We start from the raw sequence: 17,743 nt of genomic DNA, 5'->3' as shown, positions 1-17,743 counted from the left end.
TTCTCCTCGCTGATCGACACACCGGCATCGTTCACCGCGACCGCGAACGTCACCGCCGCGTCGACATCGGTGATCGTAACGTTCTCCGAACCGATCGCCGTCGCCGTCCCGTGCGACGCCGTCGCATTGCCGAGCGTGATGGTCAACACCTCGCCGCTGTCCAGAAGGTCGTCATTGAACGCCTGGACGTCGAAGCTCAGCGTTGTCCCGACGAAATTGTCGTCGAAGGTCAAGGTGGTGCCATTGAAGCTGACGCCCGGGGTCGCGTCGGCAACCGCCTGCAGCGCCGCCTGCGCGGCCGTTACGAAGTCTGCGTTCTGCGCTGTCGTGCCGGTGAGGAAGTCTACGTCGACCGTCACCACGTTGCCCGCAGCGATCGCTTCGCTCAACGTGATCGTGAAGGTATCGATCTCGCCGCCTTCCTCGCTGATCGTCGCCTGCGTGTCCGAAATCGTGATCGTGATCGACTGACCAGAATCGGCGGCCAGGCCATAGAACAGTTCGCGACCTTCATACTGCGGAAATTGCAACGCCGTGGGCGGCAACAGATCGGTCAGGTCGAAGCCATTGCCTATGCCGCCCGGAGGCTGCTCGAAATTACCGCCGGAGCTGTTCGGCGGGTTGGCGCCGGGGGATGCGCTGATCGAGCCGTCGGCGCCGAAAGCGACATCCACGCCGCTGGCTTCCAGCGCGGCGAGAAGCGCCACGCGGGGGACCTCGACTTCGCCGATGATAAAGGTCGGAACGTTGGCCGCCGCATCCTTGATGACGATCAGCGTGCCGTCGGCCTGTTCCAGCAGAAGGTTCCCGCCCTCGACGCGGATGTTCTCGATGCTGACGGTGGCGGGAAGCCTGACGGTGTTGCTGGCGTCCGCCACATATTCGACAGGGGCGTTGGCCGCAGGAGCGGCTTGGGCGGCGTTCTGCTGAACAGGCGCCCCGGTGCCGACGTCGACCGGAACGGGCTCACCGGATGCCGGTGGAGCGGAAGGCGATGGGGACGCCGCGGATTCGGCCGGCTGGGCCGCAACTTCCGGAGCCGCCGCCTGAGCAAACTCGGGACCGTATAGCCGATCGCCTTTTTCATCCGCCTGCGTGGGATCGAGATCCCAGCCGCCAGCCGCACCGTCCAGCTCGACATTCGTTGTCATGATAGCCCACCCCTATTTGGGAGAACCAAAGGGCGGTCGCCGCGGAAAAAGCAATCCTGCGTTAAGGAACACTGCATAGCCGAATATGCCAAGCATGCGGAAAGTCTGTGCGAGTGGTTAATCCGGCTCATCTTTGAGGCCGCGGCATGTGGGGTAGGGAATTACTTGCGCCGCGCGCCGCCTCAGTTCTTCCAGCTATTCTTTCCCAAGTTGATCAGCTTTTTGCAAGAATCTGTGGCTTTTTTGCTACAAGCTGGGTCCATTCATGGGGGAAAACGGCCGTTTAGTCTCTGAAAGCAACCATAATACGCAACACCGCCGCCCGAGGGGGTAGCTAGCGACCGTCGCTCGATGTTATTGAAACAGGCAGGGTGCGACGTTCGAAAGAGCGTCGTGGGCTAGTATAGGGTGGGTCTGATGGACAGTCGGCGTGTGTCGTCGGTCGGGAGATTGTTGGGTCTCCTGATGGCTACAACGATGTTTTCGTGCGGGGGCGCGAGCGCCCTGACGCTCAAGGAGGCGATTGCGGTCGCCGTCGAGTCCAACCCCGAGATCGGCCAGGCCATCGAAAACCGCGAGGCCATCGAATTCGAACTGCGCCAGGCCAAGGGGCTCTATCTTCCGAGCGTCGATCTGGAAGCATCGACCGGCGTGCGCCGCCTGGACAACGACTCGCGCCGGGCGCTCGACATCGAGGATGACGCGCTCTATCCGAGCGAGGTAGGCGTCGTCGTCACCCAGAAGCTCTACGACCACGGCGCGCGCCGCGCCGAACGCGACCATCAGGCATCCCGGGTCGACGGGGCGTCGTTCCGCGTCCTCGAGCGCTCAGAATTCATCGGACTGTCGGTGGTCCAGGACTACCTGGAATATATGCTGCAGGCGCAGATCGTCGCCCAGGCCAAGCAGAATCTCGGCGTCCATCAGTCGATCCTCGGCGATATCCGTGAAAGCGTTGAGGGCGGCGCTCTCACCGACGCCGACCGCCAACAGGCGGAGGAACGCGTCTATGCCGCCCGGTCGCGCCTCATCGAGGCTACCGAGGAACTGGAGCAGGCCAAGATCCGCTTCTTCAAGACCGTGGGCAAGCCGCTCACCAATCCGAAGCAGCCGGGCTCGGTCGCCAAGGCGTTGCCGCGTTCGCTGGACGACGCCATCGGGCTTGCCCGCACCAACAATCCGCGCGTCCACATGGCGTCGAGCGACATCGACGCTGCGGCCGCCCTTGTCGACGCCGCGCGCGCCAAATTCGGCCCGGAGATCGTGGCCGAAGGCCGCGCCCGCGTCGGTGACGACATCGACGGAGACGACGGCGACACCAACGATCTGCAGATGCGCCTCGTGCTGCGCTGGAATCTCTATCGCGGCGGCATCGACAAGGCCAACGAGCAGGAGCAGATCCGCCGTACCAGCGAACAGCGCATGGTGCTGCATCAGGTCCATCGCGAGATCGAGGAGGCCGTCCGCAGCTCGTGGGAGCGCCGCTTCCGCCAGGCCGAGCTTGCCAAATCGCTGGCCCAGCAGGCGAATTCCAGCGCCCAGCTGGTGACCTCCTATCGCGAGCAGTTCAAGGTCGGCCAGCGCTCACTGCTCGACGTGCTCGACGCCCAGAATACGCGCTTCAACACGGCGGTGCTCTCCGATACGGCCCGCTTCGCCTCGCTCTTCGCCGAATACCGGCTGCTCGCCGCCACCGGCGAGCTTCTGAAGACGATGAACGTCGCGCCGGCGAAGCAGTCCGATGCATATGCCCGGAGCGAGTTCAACGTGCCTGCGACCGCGGAAACGGAAACCTATGCGCGCACGCCTTCGCACCAGGAAAACGATCTGCCCTTCGACATCCTTGCGCCGGTAAGACAGAAATAACCCCGGCGCCAAGCCGCAGGGCGAAAGCGGTCAGGCCTTGAATCAACATCAGAAGATCCGGCCCGCGAACGCAGACTTCAAGTCCTGCTTCGCTGCGGTCGCCGCTTATCTCGGCCGCCCGAGCGCCGAGACCGTGCTGTTTTCCGGTGTGCCGCTGTCGACCGGAGCGATAGAGGCCGACGAGATAAGGAACCTTGCCGAACGCATCGGCCTCGAGGTCGAGGAGTTCGACCGCCGCGATTTCCGGAACGCTCGGTTTGATCTGCCGGCGATCATCTTCCGCGCCAAGAAGCCGCCGATCGCGCTGCTGAGGGAGATTCCCGACGGCGACGGCTACGTCACCGCGCCGCAGGAAGACGGGCGCACGTCGATCCGCAAACGGAACCTGCCGCCGAGGCAGGTCACCGCCGGCGTGTCCTTCTCCATTTCCTACCGCAATGCGGCTGAGGACATGAATATAGGCCTGGCGCAGAAGATCGAGCGCCGGCACTGGCTGACAGGTACGCTCGGCGACTTCTGGCGCTCCTACTACCGCGTGGCGCTGGCGGCGGTCTTCATCAACCTGATCGCCATCGCCTCGCCGATCTTTACGATGAACGTGTACGACCGCATCCTGCCGAACGAGGCGATATCGACGCTGTGGGTGCTGGCGATCGGCGTCAGCATGGCGATCCTGTTCGATTTCCTGCTGAAGACCGCCCGCGCGGCCCTAATCGACTATGCCGGCCGGAAGGCCGATCTGCGTATCTCCTACCTGCTCTTCGAGAAGGTGCTGAACACCTCGCTGGCGGCGCGCCCCGCCTCGACCGGCGAATACGCGAACCGGGTGACCCAGTATGAATTCGTGCGCGAATTCTTCACCTCGAACACGATCAGCACCTTCATCGACACCGCCTTCGTGCTGATCTTCCTGTTGGTCATCTATTTGATCGCCGGCTGGCTGGCGATCGTTCCGGCGGTCGCCTTCGTCATCTCCATCGTCGTCGGGCTCGTCGCCCAGCGGCGCATCGGCAAATATGTGGCCGCGTCGATGAACGAAGCCTCGCAACGGCAATCGCTGCTCGTCGAATCCATCTCCACGGTCGAAACGATAAAGTCGCTCCAGGCCGAAGGATACCTGCTTCGCAAATGGCGCGAACACTCGAAAAACGCCGCCAACACGTCCGAGCAGATCAAGAGCATGTCGGCGGCCACCGCCAACGTCATGCAGTTCGTGCAGCAGATGGTCACCGTGGCCCTGGTGGTCTGCGGCGCCTATGCCTTCTCGGAGGGGCAGGTGACAACCGGCGCGATCATCGCGAGCGTCATGCTCGCCAGCCGCGCGGTGGCGCCGCTCGGCCAGATCGCCATCACGCTGTCGCGCCTGCGCCAGGCGCTGCTGTCGCTCAGGATCCTCAACTCGATCATGAGCCAGCCGGAGGACAGGCCCGATACGGTAGGCTTCGTGAACCGGCCGATCCGCACCGGCGCCATGACGTTCAAGAATGTCGGCTTCGCCTATCCCGGGACCGAAACCGAGATCCTGTCCGGGCTGAATTTCTCGGTGAAACCCGGCGAGCGCATCGGCATCATCGGCCGCATCGGCTCCGGCAAGACGACGCTCGGCCGCCTGATCGGACGGCTGTTCCTGCCGACCACGGGCGAATTTCTGATCGATGGTATCGACGTCAGGCAATACCATCCCTCGGAGGTGCGCTCAGCGGTCGGCATCGTCGCCCAGGCGGGCGATCTTTTCTCCGGCACGATCAAGGACAATCTCCTGATGGCGCGGCCGGACGCGACCGACGAAGAAATCATCGACGCCGCGAAGGCCGCTGGCGTCGACGATTTCGTGTCCCGCCATCCGCGCGGCTATGACCTCAATGTCGGCGAGCGTGGCACCAACCTGTCCGGCGGCCAGCGGCAGGCGGTGGCGATCGCCCGCCTGCTTTTGACCAGGCCGAAAATCGTCTTCATGGACGAGCCTTCCGGGTCGATGGATCTCGCTTCCGAACGCCAGTTGATCAAGCAGTTGAAGCAGGCTTTCGACGACACGACCACCTTGATCATCGCAACCCACCGCTACAGCATGCTCGAGATAGTCAACCGCCTTATTGTTGTCGAACAGGGAAGGATAGTAGCCGACGGGCCGAAAGAAGATGTGATAAGGGCTTTGCAAAAAGCCAACGGTTGAACTGGTGATATTGGCGCTGGGGCCAGTATACGGGGCTTGGGAATGTTTACTCGGGAAGACCGACCGCCGTTTTTCGCATCGGCATCGGTGTTTATCATCGGCGCTTTGTTCGTCACCTTTTTCGTCTGGGCTTCCTACGCCGAGGTCGACGAGATCGCGCGTGGCGACGGCAAGGTCATCCCCGCTTCCAAGACGCAGATCATCCAGGCGAGCGAGGCAGGCGTCGTACAGGAGATAGCGGTCAAGGTCGGCCAGATCGTCAAGAAAGAGGATCTTCTGATACGCCTCGACAACACGGTGAGCGCCTCGAGCCTCGGCGAGCAGCAGGCGCGGGCGCGGACGCTGCAGGCGCGCATCGCCAGGCTGAAGCATGAGCAAGCCGGCAATCTGGATCGGCCTTTCACCTGTCCCGACGAGATCGAGAAAGCCGCGCCGGAAGTCTGCGACAACGAACAGAAGCTGCTGGTCGCCCGCAGGGAGAACTCGACCAACAAGCTTTCGGTGCTCAAATCGAGGCTGCAGCAGCGCGGGACGGAGCACGACGAGGCGATCGCCAACGAGAAGCGGCTGACCGAAAGCCTCGTTGTCAGCGACAAGGAGGCCGAGCTGGTCAAGTCCATGGTTAAGCGCGGCCTCATGGCGCAGACCGAGCAGATTCGTGTGGACCGCCAGCAGACAGAGCTGAACGGCCAGCTCGCACTCGCCGCCGAAACCATCAAACGCACCGCCGCGGCGACCGAGGAAGCCCAGCTCCAGGTCGACGAACTCGGGCTGCAGCTGCGGCAGGAGGCGCTCGATGAACTCACCCAGGCGCTGGCCGAGCTGTCGGTGGTCGAAGAGACCATACGCGGCGCCAGCGATCGCGTGGCGCGCACGGACATCCGCTCGCCGGTGGACGGCATCGTCAACACGCTGGAACTCAACACGCTGGGCGCCTTCGTACAACCGGGCACCGTCGTCGCCGGCATCGTGCCCACCTCGGAGACCCTGCTCGTCGAGGCGCGCGTATCGCCGCGCGACGTCGCCTTCATACGGCCTGGCCAGAAGGCCTTGATCAAGATCACCGCCTACGACTTCTCGATCTTCGGCGGCCTGGAGGGCGAGGTCGCCAACATCACCGCCGACAGTCTCGTCGACCAGAATACGGGCGAACCCTACTACCAGGTGCGGGTATCGACGGACAGCTCGGCGCTGACCAAGGACGGCAAGTCCTACTCGATCATCCCGGGGATGATCTGCACGGTCGAGATCATGACCGGCCGCAAGACGATCCTGAGCTATCTCCTCAAGCCAATCAACAAAGCGCGCAACGAGGCCATGCGTGAGAGATGAAGCGGTCGCGGCCGTTCGTGCCGGCAATCCCCCTCTTCCGCTCTCGGCAGAGGATGTGGAGCCAGAGTTCCGTGTTGTCGTGCGCGGCGGCAACCGGCGCGGCGTCAGGCTGGAGCGCTTCTTCTGGAACACCTTGAAGCAGTTCACCCAGAGCCGCAAATCGACCCTCGGCCAGATGGTCGAAGACATATCGCATGTGGCGCCGGAGACCGGCAATCTCACCTCGGCGATCCGAGTCGCCTGCACGCGCTGGCTGACGGAGGAGAACGCTGAGCTGAAGAAGCTCGCATCCCTGCGCAAGGTGAACACCCTGCTCCTGGCCTGCCCCTCGCCGGCCTTCACGCTCTCTTCATCGAAGAAGATACTTGCGTTCAACCCGGCGTTCCAACTGCTCGTCCGGCGCCAGCTGCCCATGGAACAGGGCAATCAAGGGCGGCTTGATCTCAAGCTCGCGCTCGACCTCAGCGTCGCAGATATTTTCGCACGGCTTGCCGCCGACAGCGACCGTCCGGTGATGACCGGCTTCGTCATTGGAGTTGCGGATCGCCGCCATCGCGGCCAGTTGAACGTCGTGCGGGCGCCGGTAAGCGAGGCCGAGGTGCTGCTCGCCTTCGTTTCCGGCGGCTAGCTTAGCCGCCGACCGCCGGCATCCAGCCCGCCCGCTTCGGGCGCACCGGCACTACGTCCTGGGGGCCTTCGCCGGGTGCGATCGATGTGAAGCCACCTTGCGCCACCTTGGCGCCGCCGGTTTTCGAACCGTGAATCCAGGCCCGGTCGGTGCTGAATGAATAAAGCGGCACGTAGCTCGGCAAGCTGGTGTCCTTCACGACGCTGTTGCGCACATTGTCGAGGATGAAGGTGCCGCTGCCGGTCGCGACCGACAGCACCGCATGGAACACACCCTTCTCGCTGTCCTGCAGCACCACCAGAGACATGCTCTGCGCCGGTATGCCGGCATCCACCAGCGCCGCCATCTTGAGGATGGCGAAATCCTCGCAGTCGCCGACACCCCGCTTCAGGATCTCTGCCGGCTTCGCCCAGTGATCCAGGCTGCCGTAGATGGCTTTGTCGCGCTTGTATGCGATCAGCCCGTTGACGCCACGGTTGATGCGGTCGAGCTTGGCGAGAAAACCGTCCTGCCGCGCGGCACCGACGATTTTACCGAAACCCTTGCCGGACTGGCCGCATGCATTGCCGGCGCATCCGCTTATCGCGCGATAGATGGGCGCCCAGCGTGCCGAAACAGGAAAATTCCGCATGGGAATGGCGACCGAGCGGAAAACGCCGGGGATGATGGCAGCCGTTTGCATCGGATCGATCCCGGGGCCATCGGGCGCCGCGAGGAAGAACCGGCCGAGCGCCTCGGCATCGAAGAGATGGTAGGCCACGACCGAGGCAGCACTGGTCGTCCTCGGTTCCCCAACCGGCAGTCCTCCGAGGAAAGCCGGTGCAGTGAGACTGCCCTGGAGACTGGTCTGCTCCGGCAGAACCGCCGCGGGCGCCATGGTTGCCGTCCAACCGAGAAGGCCGGCAGTAAGCAGAACGGCTTTCGATACTGCCCTGGCAAAATGTTCTTTTCTTTTCTGCATGTGACGCCCGCCTTTTGTATGGCAGACGTTACTTGCCGTATCTCAAATTACCGGAAAGGAACTTGGGAAATATTGATGAAATTCCGGAACGACATTTTGTTTAAAATTGTCGCGACACCGTTTATTTATGCGCGCCTCGATTTTTCGCGAAAAGAGGCGGATTGCCGCCGGTGCGCTGGTACCCGGCGTTAACCTGGGCTGCCTATGGTGGCATAGTGAACCGCGCCGCGGCAGCTTGAGTCTTGACGCAAATTTGCCGCACGGCGCAGGAATAGAGAGGATCGGGCCGGCCAGAAGCGGGCTGTTGTCGGGGGGCACAGATGTTGCGCGGTCGAAAGACCCGGCTGCCTGTGTGGATGGCGTTTGTTCCGGCGCTGTTCATTGGACTGGCGGCCTGCCAGTCGGGTGGCGATGTTTCGGAGGTTCTGGATCCCGGAGCAGCCGAGGGTACGCCTGTTGCCGCCCAGGCCCCGACCGTCCCGCAAAAACCCATGACACTTGGCAAGGGCAGCATGAAGGTCGTCATGCTGCTGCCGCTCTCCGCGCGGGGACAAGACGGCGACGAGGGCCGCAAGATGCTGGACGGCGCCAAGCTCGCCATGGCCGATATGGGAAACGATCTCCTCACACTGACGATCGAGGACACGCGGGGCGATGCCGCCCTCGCCGGCTCGATGGCAGTCGAGGCCATGGGATCGGGAGCCAAGGTGGTGATCGGTCCGACCGAACTTGCGGCGGCCAAACGCCTTGTCCGGGTTTCGGGCGAAAGACGCCCGCCGGTTCTGACGCTTGCTGAAAACTTTGCCGGCAGCCCCGGCATTTATTCGGTCCGCCTTTCGGAAGCCGACAGCGCGGCCGCCGCTGCGGCGGCGCTCGCAGACAAAGGCAAGCGCAAATTCGTGCTTTTCGTCGCCCAGGGCGCCGATGCCGATACGATCTCCAAGCGTGTGGAGAACAGCCTCAGCATCTATGGAGCGCAGCTTGTGGTGACGCTGCCCTACCGGACCGCCGGCGGCGGCGCGGAAAAGGCCGTGACCGACATGGCAGCGTTGGTCGACAAGCCCGAAGCGATCATCGTCGCAAGCGGCGCGACCAATCCATCGGCGCTCATTTCGCCGCTGCGGACGAACGGCCTGCTCGGCAAGAACACTGCCTTGATCGGCACCAACCGCTGGCTCGCCTATCCGCTCAACGACCCGTTGCTAGAGGGCGCCTATATTGCCGCGCTTGACCTCGCAGAGATCGGACCCATCGCCGCCCGCTTCAAAGCAACCTTCAACTACGATGCCGACGTCAACGTCGCCTACGCCTACGACATGGTGGCGCTCACCGCCGGCGTTGCCAGCGCGCTCGGCCCAAAGGGCATGACACGGAAGGTGCTGGAGAACCGGACGGGCTTCCGCGGCTCGACCGGCCTCTTCCGCTTCCGCTCGGACGGCGCCAGCGAACGCTCCATGCCCTTCTACAGGATAAAGAACGGCTCGCTGAAGCAGATCGACAAGTCGATCTCCGGTTTCTGACCCAGCGGCAGCCATTTTGATGGTCTCCGCCTGAAAATTACCGTTGATGCGTCAAATGCGCGGGATTGAATAAAACTTCGATTCATGTTGCACCGGTAATGGGTTGCGGGGTCCAACAATCGGAGAAGGCGCGTGTCAGGCAACACGAGCAAACCCGCAACGCACAGCCTGCTCGCGCCGGCTGCCCGCGCGATCTTCATCACGGCCGGCTGCATCGCCGGCGCGCTGATCTTCAACTATCTGCTCTTTCGGGCGACCGGCCTGCCTTTCGTCTGGACCGGCATCGTCAGCGCCGTAGTCGTCGCGGCGGCGATCGCTGCGCCGCTCGTCGCGCTCACCGCGCTTCGAGAGCGCGAGCTTGCCGGCCTGCGCCTCAAGCTGAACCGCGTCTCCTCGACGGATCATCTGACCGACTGCCTCGACGGCGCAGTCTTCACCGCGCTTGTCGACGCCTTCCGGGCAGGAGCCAGCGGAAAGTCCGGCCCCAACCGCGGCGCGCTGCTCATCATCGACGTCGACCATTTCCGCCAAGTCAATGCGCGCTTCGGCCGTTCCTGGGGCGACGAGGTGCTGCGTGTCGTCTCCGACGTCATCCGCGCCTCGGTGCGGCGCGGCGACCTGGTCGGACGGCTGGGAGGCGAAGAGTTCGGCATTTTCCTGCCCGGCGCACGACGCGAGAACGCCGAGGACGTCGCGGAACGTGTCCGCGGGGTCATCGCCGATACGCTCTTCGAGCCGGCCGGCAAGCATTGCCCGCTCACAGTCAGCGTCGGCGGCATCGTTTTCGAAGACCAATTGATCTTTGACGACCTGGTCGCGGCAGCCGAAGAACAACTCCTCTCCGCCAAGAATGCCGGTCGCAATCGAACCGCCATGGGCGCCATTCAGGCGAAGCTGCCCGAGCAACATCCCAATCAGCATATCGCTTCCTGAGGCTTCCGCCCTCCATGCCGCCGCCAGACGGCGGTGGCAGGATCCGTAAAGCGGACCGGCGGCGCCATCGTCCAGCCGGTTCTCCGACCGGCTTGCGGGAACTCGCCAAAGTCGGATCCTGCACATCGTACACTAATATACCAATTTTCGTTGACTCCCTCCGGCTGACCGTGAAAATTGCCGTTCTGGCAAATCATGGGAGGATGGGGTGCCGGCGCATGGGGGACTCAAGGTCGGGCTCGTGGGTACAGGCTTCATGGGCCGGACCCATTCCAACGCCTATCGCCAGGCACAGCGCTTTTTCCCTGAGGAAACCGGTGCGGAGCTGGTTGCTGTCTGCTCCCGCGACGAGACAAAGGCGCGGGATTTTGCCGCCCAGTGGGGCTTCAGGTCTCACGAGACCGACTGGCGCAGGCTGATCGAGCGCGACGACATAAACCTGATCGACATAGCCAGTCCCAACGACACGCATGCCGAGATCGCCGTGGCGGCCGCCGAAGCCGGCAAGATGGTCGCATGCGAAAAACCGCTCGGACGCACGCCTGCCGAGGCGCGCCGCATGGTCGAGGCGGTGGAGCGCGCCGGCGTCGCCAACATGGTCTGGTACAACTACCGGCGCGTGCCGGCGCTGACGATGGCGAAGCGGATGATCGAGGAGGGGCGGCTCGGCCGCATCTTCCACAGCCGCTTCAAGTTCCTGCAGGACTGGACCATGTCCGCCGACCTGCCGCAAGGCGGCGCGGGAACCTGGCGGCTCGACGCCGACATCGCGGGAAGCGGCGTTACCGGCGACCTGCTTGCCCATTGCATCGATGCGGCGCTCTGGCTGGTCGGGCCGGTCGCCGAGGTTTCCGGGATGACGGAAACCTTCATCCGTGAGCGCATGCACGCCCTGAGCGGAAAACGCGAGGCCGTCACGATTGACGACGCCAGCTTGTTTCTCGCGCGCTTCGCCGACGGCTCGCTTGCGACCTTCGAGGCGACCCGCTTCGCGCGCGGCCACAAGGCGCTCTTCACCCTGGAAGTGAACGGCGAGCACGGCTCTATCGCATGGGACCTGCACGACCTGCATCGCCTGCAGTTCTTCAGCCACAAGGACGAGGGCGCCCTGCGCGGATGGCGTACGATCCACGTCTCCGACAGCGACCACCCATACATGAAGGCTTGGTGGGTGCCCGGCCTGCAGATCGGCTACGAGCACACTTTCGTGCATCAGGTCGCGGATTTCCTGGCTGGCGTTCGCACCGGCGAAAAGCGTGTTCCGGATTTTCGCGACGGACTGGCCGCCGATGCGGTTGTGGACGCGGTGCTTCGATCCGCCCGGTCGCGGCGGTGGGAAACCGTCGAGGAGATGTTGGCGCCGGCCGGGCTGCAGGGCGTCGGTTAGGGGAGTTCGCGTCGCCGCCGGCGCTCGTCTGAGCGCGCGCGGGCTCAGGCTGCGGACTGTCGGACGCGGCTGGAATGGAGGAGGAGAATGCCGCTACTGGAAGTGCGTGGGGTGTCGAAGAGCTTCGGCGCCATCCGGGCCCTGACCGATGTCAGCTTCAGCGTCGAGCCGGGCGAAGTCGTGGGCCTCATGGGCGACAATGGCGCCGGCAAGTCCACGATGGTCAAGCTGATCGCCGGCAACTTTCCGCCCAACGAGGGTGAACTCATGGTGGATGGCCAGGTCTGCCATTTCTTCAAGCCCATCGAGGCGCGCGCCGAGGGCATCGAGGTCGTCTACCAGGACCTGGCGCTTGCCGACAATCTGACGGCCGCGCAGAACGTCTTCCTGGGGCGCGAGATCAAGAAGGGCTTCTGGCCTTTCCGCATCCTCGACAAGCAGGCGATGATCGATCGTTCGGCCGCGTTATTCGCTGAGCTCAAGTCGGAAACCCGGCCGCGCGATCTCGTGCGAAAAATGTCGGGCGGACAGCGCCAGGCGGTGGCGATCGCCCGCACCCGTCTATCCAATGCCAAGCTCGTGCTGATGGACGAGCCGACCGCCGCCATCTCGGTCCGCCAGGTCGCCGAGGTGCTTGAGCTGATCCGGCGCATGAAGGCCCAGGGCGTGTCAGTCATGCTGATCAGCCATCGCATGCCTGATGTGTTCGCCGTTTGCGATCGCGTCATCGTCATGCGCCGCGGCACCAAGGTGGCGGACAAGGCCATAGCGTCGACGACGCCGGAAGAGATCACCGGACTGATTACGGGAGCGATACGTGCAGCCTAGCCTTGCTACATCGGCCGAGTCCGAACCTGTCGCCGCGAACCACGCCACCCTGGACGAGGTGGTTGGCGTACGCGAACAGACGCCGCTGCAGAAGCTGTTCCGAGCCCAGTCCTTCTGGGTAGCGGTCGCGCTGCTCGCCCTCATGCTGGTGATGAGCTGGGTGGAGCCTACTTTCGGTTCGGCGGAAAACCTCGGCAATATTTCGCGAAACTTCGCCCCCTTCGGCATCATGGCGCTCGGCATGACGGTGGTGCTGATCACCGGTGGCATCGATCTCTCGGTCGGCTCCATCATGGCGCTTGTCGCCATCGTGGCCGGCCTGTTCCTGACCTGGCACTACCCCTGGTACGTCGCCTTCTCCATGGGCATGCTCACCGGACTCGCCTGCGGTGTGGTGAACGGCTTCTTCGTCGCCTACCTCGCCATGCCTTCCTTCGTGGTGACGCTCGGCATGATGTCGATCGCGCGCTCGCTTGCCGTGGTGTTTTCCGGCAACCAGATGCTCTATCAGTTCGGACCGGATGCCCCCATCGTCAAGGCGATAGGTCAAGCCAAATGGCCGCTGCGCGAGCCAGCCGGCTGGGCGCCGCCATGGATGCCGGAATTCTCCTCGCATTTCTGGGTGCTGGTCGTGCTGGCGCTGGCGGTCGGCTGGGTTTTCCATTTCACCGCCTGGGCGAGGCACCTCTTCGCGATCGGCGGCAACGAGCAGGCGGCGCGGCTGACCGGCGTGCCGGTCGACTGGATCAAGTTCCAGGCCTACGTCTTCTCCGCTTTCACGGCGTCCCTCGCCGCAATTCTCCTGCTTGGCTACAACGGCTCGGCGCTCAACGCGCTTGGCACCGGCTACGAGCTGCGCGTCATTGCCGCCACCGTCATCGGCGGCGCGAGTCTCATGGGCGGCTACGGCACTGCCTTCGGCGCGGTTGTGGGCGCGGCCTTTCTCGAAGTGATCCGTAACGCGCTGCTGATGGCCGGCATCGATTCCAACTGGCAGGGCGCCTTCGTCGGCGTGTTCATCATAGCGGCCGTGCTGCTCGGCATGCAGACAGGCGGGACGTCGCTGCGCGCGCTGATGCAGCACTGGTTTCCGGTGCGGCGGCATTGAGGATCCCGTGGGTGGAGGACCCGCGGCAAGTCGAACACGAAGTGGAGGAGTGTGAGGGAGAAGAAGTCCTTGAACGGCCCACCGGGCCATCGAGCAATGAAAGTCTGAGACAACAGTTAGACAGAAACATTCAGGAGGAGCATACATCATGAAAAGAGTTCTTTTGAGCGCCGCAGCCCTGGCCTTCTCGGCCATGGCCGGCATGCAGGCCCATGCACAGGACAAGCCCGTCTTCGCGCTTGTGCCCAAGGCCATGGACAACCCGTTCTACGATCAGGCGCTTGCCGGCTGCAAAAAGGCAGTCGAGGATTCTGGCAATGCGTTCGAATGCCAGTATATCGGCCCGGGCGCGCATGGCGGCGGCGACGAGCAGGTGCAGATCGTGCAGGACCTCGTCGCCAAGCGCGTCGCCGGCATCGCGGTCTCGCCGTCCAACGCGGTCGCGATCCTGCCGGCACTGCAAGCGGCGAAGGAAGCCGGCATCCCCGTGATTACCTTCGATTCCGACGTGTTGCCGGAGAACAAGGACCTGCGCGTCGCCTATATCGGCACGCACAACTATGAGATCGGCACCAACATCGCCAAGATATTGCAGACGCTGAAGCCGAATGGCGGCGTGATCTGCATCCAGTCCGGCGGCGCGGCGGCAGCCAATCTCAACGAGCGCATGCAGGGCATCCGCGACGGCCTCGCCGGTAAGCAGTCAGCCACTTCGCCCGGTGACCCGCTGACGGGCCAGAACGGCTGGACGGAAGCCGAAGGCTGCCCGCTCTACACCAATGACGACTTCCCGCTGGCGGCGCAGCAGTTCCAGGATCTGCTGACCAAGATGCCAAACCTCGACGCGTTTGCGGCCACAGGCGGCTTCGCCCAGTTCGTGCCGGACGCCAACCGAGCCGCGACCGAGCCCTTCAAGGACAAGATCGCCAAGAACGAGCTCGCAGTCGTCTACGCCGACACCCTGCCCACCCAGATCGACCAGATGAAGGAAGGTCTTTCCCAGGGTCAGGTCGGACAGCGTCCGTACGAGATGGGCTACAAGTCCATGATGGCGCTGAACGACATCAAGGCTGGCAAGCCGGCGCCGCAGGACCCGACCTATACGGGCCTCGACGTCTGCACGCCCGCCAATGCCGACACCTGCATCGCCAAGTAGCGGGACTGAAACCAGGTCGAGGCGGAAATCTTCCGCCTCGACTTTCCGAAGCCGATCCCTATGAGACGCATCGGACTTCTTCTTCACCGGATGCAATGAAATGGAACTCCAGACCACGCAGCTGAAACGCGGCGTCGCGTTGAGCGAGCAGGTCTATCAGGTCGTGCGCGGGCTGATCGTCAGCGGCCGGATGCGGCCCGGCGAAGCCGTCATCGAAGCGGCGCTGGCGGCGCGGCTCGGCGTTTCGCGCACGCCCGTGCGCGAGGCGCTGAAACGCCTCAGCGACGAGGGTCTGATCGACGTCTTTGCCCAGAGCGGCACCTTCATCGCACCGATCAGCCGCAAGGCGCTCGAGGAGGCCTACGTGATCCGCACCGCGCTGGAAACGGAAAGCGTGGCCCGCGCGGCAGGTCGCCTGACGCCGGCCGCGGCCGAGGCGTTCGCCGACAACATCGCCGCTCACGAGCGCGCCATCGACCGTCAGCGTTTCGGCGAGGCGATCCGGCTCGACGACACCTTTCATCGCATGATCGCCGAAGTGAACGAGCTGCACATGCTGTGGCGCGCCGTCGACATCTCCAAGGCGCAGATGGATCGCGGCCGTCATCTCGCCATACCGGAACCCGGCCTGGGGGCGGTGACGATCAGCCAGCACCGGCTGATCCTCGAGGCGATGCTGGCCGGAGACGCCGAACACGCGGCGCAGTACATGCGCGAACACCTAGCGACCTCGCTGCAGAACACGCTCGAGATCGCCGCCGACTCGATCGCATGAATATGAAATAAAAGCGGCTCCCGGTTCGTCGGCGGCCTAGCATTTTGAGGGAGCGGCCATGCAGCGAATGGGTCTGTGCATCGGACTGAAGCCGGAGACGATACCCGCCTATCGGGAACTCCATGCCGCCGTGTGGCCGGATGTCCTTGCCGCCATCACGAAAGCCAACATCCGCAACTATTCCATTTTTCTTCGCGAACCGGAGAACATGCTCTTCGCCTATTGGGAATATCACGGCAGCGACTTCGCCGCCGACGCGGCCGAGATGGCGAAGGACCCGGCGATGCAGAAATGGTGGACGATCTGCGATCCCATGCAGGAACCGCTGCAAACCCGTGGCGAAGGAGAGTGGTGGGCGCGGATGGTGGAGGTCTTCCACCATGATTGACGTGGTATGGTGCGCCGCCTGACCGCGCATCGCCGCAACCGGAATGCGCTGACGGCGTTAGGTCTCGAAACCCACGGAAAATGTCGTGAAGGCAGTGTCAGGCATTCTTCTCTTCCTCGTCGCCGCCGTCATCATCGTCGTCATAGCCGGCGCCGGCATCTTCTACTTTTCGCGCGAGGAGGCGACGATTCCGATCGAGCAGACCTACGGTCCTGCCCCAAAGCTCGTGGAACCCAATCCGACATGGATTCCCACGGTGCACGTTGCGAAGGCAGCGTCCTGGCCGGAGGGTACGATGCCTACCGCGGCGCAAGGTTTCGCCGTCAACGAATTCGCTGCCGGGCTGGACCATCCGCGCTGGCTGCACGTGCTGCCCAATGGCGACGTGCTCGTCGCCGAGAGCAATGCGCCGCCAAAGCTGGACCAAGGCCTTTCCATTCGCGGCTTCGTCGCGGACCTGCTCCAGAGCCGGGCCGGCGCCAGGGTGACGAGCGCCAACCGCATCACCCTGCTGCGCGATGCGGACGGAGACGGGGTCGCTGAAACGAGGAGCGTTTTCCTCACCGACCTGTTCTCGCCGTTCGGCATGACCTTGCTGGACGGCAAACTCTACGTCGCCAATGCCGACGCCATCGTCGCCTTCCCCTACCGGGAGGGTGACGCGGAGATCACCGCTCCGGCCGAGAAGATCGTCGACCTTCCCGCAGGCCGCAACCATCACTGGACCAAGGACGTCATCGCAAGCCCCGACGGCAGCAAGCTCTACGTCACCGTAGGTTCCAACTCGAATGTCGGCGAAAACGGCATGGAGGAGGAAGAAGGCCGCGCCGCGGTGCACGAGATCGACCTTGCGACCAGAAAGATGCGGCTTTTCGCATGGGGACTGCGCAACCCGAACGGGCTTTCCTGGAACCCCGAAAGCGGCGAGTTGTGGGTCGCCGTCAACGAACGCGACGAGATCGGCAGCGACCTCGTTCCCGACTACATGACATCGGTGAAGGAAGGCGGCTTCTACGGCTGGCCCTACAGCTATTTCGGCCAGCATGTGGATGTAAGACCGCAGCCGCCGCGACCGGATTTGGTCGAGAAGGCGATCATGCCGGACTATGCGCTCGGGTCGCACACCGCCTCGCTCGGCCTCGCCTTCAACACCGGCGATCTGTTCGGCCCCGCGATGAAGAATGGCGCCTTCGTCGGCCAGCACGGTTCGTGGAACCGCAAGCCGCGCAGCGGCTACAAGGTGATCTTCGTGCCATTCACCGGCGGCAAGCCGTCGGGTCCGCCGCAGGATTTCCTCACCGGCTTCCTCAGTTCGGACGGCAAGGCGCTTGGCCGGCCGGTCGGGGTCGTCTTTGCACGCGACGGGGCGCTTCTCGTCGCCGACGATGTCGGCAACCGGATATGGCGGGTGATGCCTTCGGCCGGGCAGACCGCAGACTGACCTCGGGCGGGGTTGATCGCCCGCAGGCAGCGGGAAACGACATAGCCGCGACCGCATGTCCCGTTCGGGGGAGTTGCGTGTTTCGCGATTGCCTGT

Annotated in this window: 14 protein-coding genes and 1 pseudogene; 13 read left to right on the top strand and 2 right to left on the bottom strand. The window is 63.8% G+C overall.

The features are described 5' to 3' along the window. Positions 1-1,151: pseudogene (locus D8676_RS24400) on the bottom strand (hypothetical protein); the annotation flags it as partial. A gap of 465 nt (positions 1,152-1,616) precedes the next feature. On the opposite strand from D8676_RS24400, the gene D8676_RS24395 reads away from it, so the two are divergent. Genes D8676_RS24395 through D8676_RS24380 form a run of 4 tightly spaced genes read left to right on the top strand, consistent with a single transcriptional unit; the run spans position 1,617 to position 7,150 of the window. After that, entirely contained in the window at positions 1,617-3,017 is a 1,401-nt protein-coding gene (locus D8676_RS24395) for a TolC family outer membrane protein (protein WP_245427128.1), read from the top strand. 37 nt (positions 3,018-3,054) lie between these two features. Further along, positions 3,055-5,190, top strand: coding sequence for a type I secretion system permease/ATPase (locus D8676_RS24390; RefSeq protein WP_121583697.1), 2,136 nt, complete (start codon positions 3,055-3,057; stop codon positions 5,188-5,190). Between the two features lie 42 nt (positions 5,191-5,232). Further along, positions 5,233-6,522: an HlyD family type I secretion periplasmic adaptor subunit gene (locus D8676_RS24385; protein ID WP_121583696.1), complete on the top strand. Its 1,290-nt coding sequence runs from the start codon at positions 5,233-5,235 to the stop codon at positions 6,520-6,522. Next, positions 6,512-7,150, top strand: a complete 639-nt coding sequence (locus D8676_RS24380; RefSeq protein WP_121583695.1) for a ribbon-helix-helix domain-containing protein — start codon at positions 6,512-6,514, stop codon at positions 7,148-7,150. Before D8676_RS24385 ends, D8676_RS24380 begins: the two co-directional genes overlap by 11 nt. 1 nt (position 7,151) lies before the next feature. On the opposite strand, the gene D8676_RS24375 is transcribed toward D8676_RS24380, so the two are convergent. Further along, positions 7,152-8,027: a transglutaminase-like cysteine peptidase gene (locus D8676_RS24375; RefSeq protein ID WP_121583694.1), complete on the bottom strand. Its 876-nt coding sequence runs from the start codon at positions 8,025-8,027 to the stop codon at positions 7,152-7,154. A gap of 404 nt (positions 8,028-8,431) precedes the next feature. On the opposite strand from D8676_RS24375, the gene D8676_RS24370 reads away from it, so the two are divergent. From D8676_RS24370 to D8676_RS24330, 9 genes are all read left to right on the top strand, one after another. After that, positions 8,432-9,631 carry a penicillin-binding protein activator gene (locus tag D8676_RS24370; RefSeq protein WP_121583693.1) on the top strand — a complete coding sequence of 400 codons (1,200 nt, stop codon included), beginning with the start codon at positions 8,432-8,434 and terminating at the stop codon, positions 9,629-9,631. A gap of 132 nt (positions 9,632-9,763) precedes the next feature. Then, the gene (locus D8676_RS24365) at positions 9,764-10,564 is read left to right on the top strand and encodes a GGDEF domain-containing protein (RefSeq protein WP_121583692.1); all 801 of its coding nucleotides are present in this window, start codon (positions 9,764-9,766) and stop codon (positions 10,562-10,564) included. A gap of 208 nt (positions 10,565-10,772) precedes the next feature. Further along, positions 10,773-11,951: a Gfo/Idh/MocA family oxidoreductase gene (locus tag D8676_RS24360; protein ID WP_245427126.1), complete on the top strand. Its 1,179-nt coding sequence runs from the start codon at positions 10,773-10,775 to the stop codon at positions 11,949-11,951. Between the two features lie 87 nt (positions 11,952-12,038). After that, complete coding sequence (locus D8676_RS24355) at positions 12,039-12,779, top strand: ATP-binding cassette domain-containing protein (protein ID WP_121583691.1); 741 nt, start codon at positions 12,039-12,041, stop codon at positions 12,777-12,779. Beyond that, positions 12,769-13,887 (top strand): ABC transporter permease, encoded by a 1,119-nt coding sequence (locus D8676_RS24350; RefSeq protein WP_121583690.1) that lies wholly within the window; start codon positions 12,769-12,771, stop codon positions 13,885-13,887. The genes D8676_RS24355 and D8676_RS24350 overlap by 11 nt, the downstream gene beginning before the upstream one ends. Positions 13,888-14,035: 148 nt before the next feature. Then, the gene (locus D8676_RS24345; RefSeq protein ID WP_121583689.1) at positions 14,036-15,043 is read left to right on the top strand and encodes a sugar-binding protein; all 1,008 of its coding nucleotides are present in this window, start codon (positions 14,036-14,038) and stop codon (positions 15,041-15,043) included. A gap of 100 nt (positions 15,044-15,143) precedes the next feature. Beyond that, a complete protein-coding gene (locus D8676_RS24340; RefSeq protein ID WP_121583688.1) occupies positions 15,144-15,818 on the top strand; it encodes a GntR family transcriptional regulator in 675 nt (224 codons plus the stop codon). Positions 15,819-15,876: 58 nt separating this feature from the next. Further along, positions 15,877-16,206, top strand: a complete 330-nt coding sequence (locus D8676_RS24335) for an L-rhamnose mutarotase (protein ID WP_121583687.1) — start codon at positions 15,877-15,879, stop codon at positions 16,204-16,206. 157 nt (positions 16,207-16,363) lie between these two features. Continuing rightward, the gene (locus tag D8676_RS24330) at positions 16,364-17,647 is read left to right on the top strand and encodes a sorbosone dehydrogenase family protein (RefSeq protein WP_245427130.1); all 1,284 of its coding nucleotides are present in this window, start codon (positions 16,364-16,366) and stop codon (positions 17,645-17,647) included. The last annotated feature ends 96 nt before the right edge of the window (positions 17,648-17,743 follow it).

Source organism: Mesorhizobium sp. YM1C-6-2 (genome assembly GCF_003666685.1).
Lineage (GTDB): Bacteria > Pseudomonadota > Alphaproteobacteria > Rhizobiales > Rhizobiaceae > Mesorhizobium_K.
This window is presented reverse-complemented; position numbering and strand designations above follow the sequence as displayed.

What these genes read in the sequence shown, in the direction of transcription:
- D8676_RS24395 (WP_245427128.1), top strand. Translation starts at nt 1,617, where the DNA reads ATGGCTACAACGATGTTTTCGTGCGGGGGCGCGAGCGCCCTGACGCTC.
- D8676_RS24385 (WP_121583696.1), top strand. Translation starts at nt 5,233, where the DNA reads ATGTTTACTCGGGAAGACCGACCGCCGTTTTTCGCATCGGCATCGGTG.
- D8676_RS24375 (WP_121583694.1), bottom strand. Translation starts at nt 8,027, where the DNA reads ATGGCGCCCGCGGCGGTTCTGCCGGAGCAGACCAGTCTCCAGGGCAGT.
- D8676_RS24370 (WP_121583693.1), top strand. Translation starts at nt 8,432, where the DNA reads ATGTTGCGCGGTCGAAAGACCCGGCTGCCTGTGTGGATGGCGTTTGTT.
- D8676_RS24355 (WP_121583691.1), top strand. Translation starts at nt 12,039, where the DNA reads ATGCCGCTACTGGAAGTGCGTGGGGTGTCGAAGAGCTTCGGCGCCATC.
- D8676_RS24345 (WP_121583689.1), top strand. Translation starts at nt 14,036, where the DNA reads ATGAAAAGAGTTCTTTTGAGCGCCGCAGCCCTGGCCTTCTCGGCCATG.
- D8676_RS24340 (WP_121583688.1), top strand. Translation starts at nt 15,144, where the DNA reads ATGGAACTCCAGACCACGCAGCTGAAACGCGGCGTCGCGTTGAGCGAG.
- D8676_RS24335 (WP_121583687.1), top strand. Translation starts at nt 15,877, where the DNA reads ATGCAGCGAATGGGTCTGTGCATCGGACTGAAGCCGGAGACGATACCC.